We start from the raw sequence: 703 nt of genomic DNA on the forward strand, positions 1-703 counted from the left end.
ACTCAGTAATCATGAAAGTAAAGTCACAGCGTAGATATTCCCTCGAATTTAAAATAAAAGTCGTTCAAGAGTCGTTAGACACCACAGATACAGTTAAGATGATCGCTAATAAGTACGGTATTCATCCTGACATGCTATCAAGTTGGAGAAGTCACATGACCTCGAAAAAGAAAACGGCAAAGCCACTAAAGAACCAAGGCCCTGACAAATCATACGCAGATTTAGAACGCCAAATTCGCAAGCTTGAGAAGCAACTCGAAGATGCTCAGTTGGAGAATGACGTTTTAAAAAAGGCGAAGGTCTACTTCGACAGCCTAAAAGAATAAGGTTCGAATATATCCACAAGGTCACAGACGCTAAACGCACAGTGAAGAAGTTGTGCAGTTGGTTATCTGTGTCGCCGGCTGGGTATTATAAATGGTTAAAGCAATTACCAAGCACACGCCATAAAGAGAACAGTTCGTTACTGAAATTTCTAAAGCATGTCAGCGACCAAGAGCACTGCATTCCTGGTTATAGAAAGCTTTGGGAGGCTGCGGTAGCGCATGGCTTTGATTGTAGTAAAGGGCGTGTGCAGAGACTATTACAAAGCGTTGGCTATCGTTCAAAATCAGGTAAGAGACGCTATACAAGTCGCGCGAAGAAAGAAGGTACAATCAAAGCGAGTAATTTATTACGACCCCCGTGAAAGGTTCATACACCA

The 703-nt window shown here is 42.4% G+C and carries 1 protein-coding gene; it reads left to right on the top strand.

Features of this window, described 5'->3' with window-relative positions:
- A partial coding sequence (locus CWB80_RS22035) for a transposase (protein ID WP_212751498.1) occupies window positions 1-326 on the top strand: 326 nt, incomplete at its 5' end.
- Window positions 327-703: the final 377 nt, after the last annotated feature.

This window comes from Pseudoalteromonas sp. S1650, assembly GCF_005887195.1.
Lineage (GTDB): Bacteria > Pseudomonadota > Gammaproteobacteria > Enterobacterales > Alteromonadaceae > Pseudoalteromonas > Pseudoalteromonas simplex.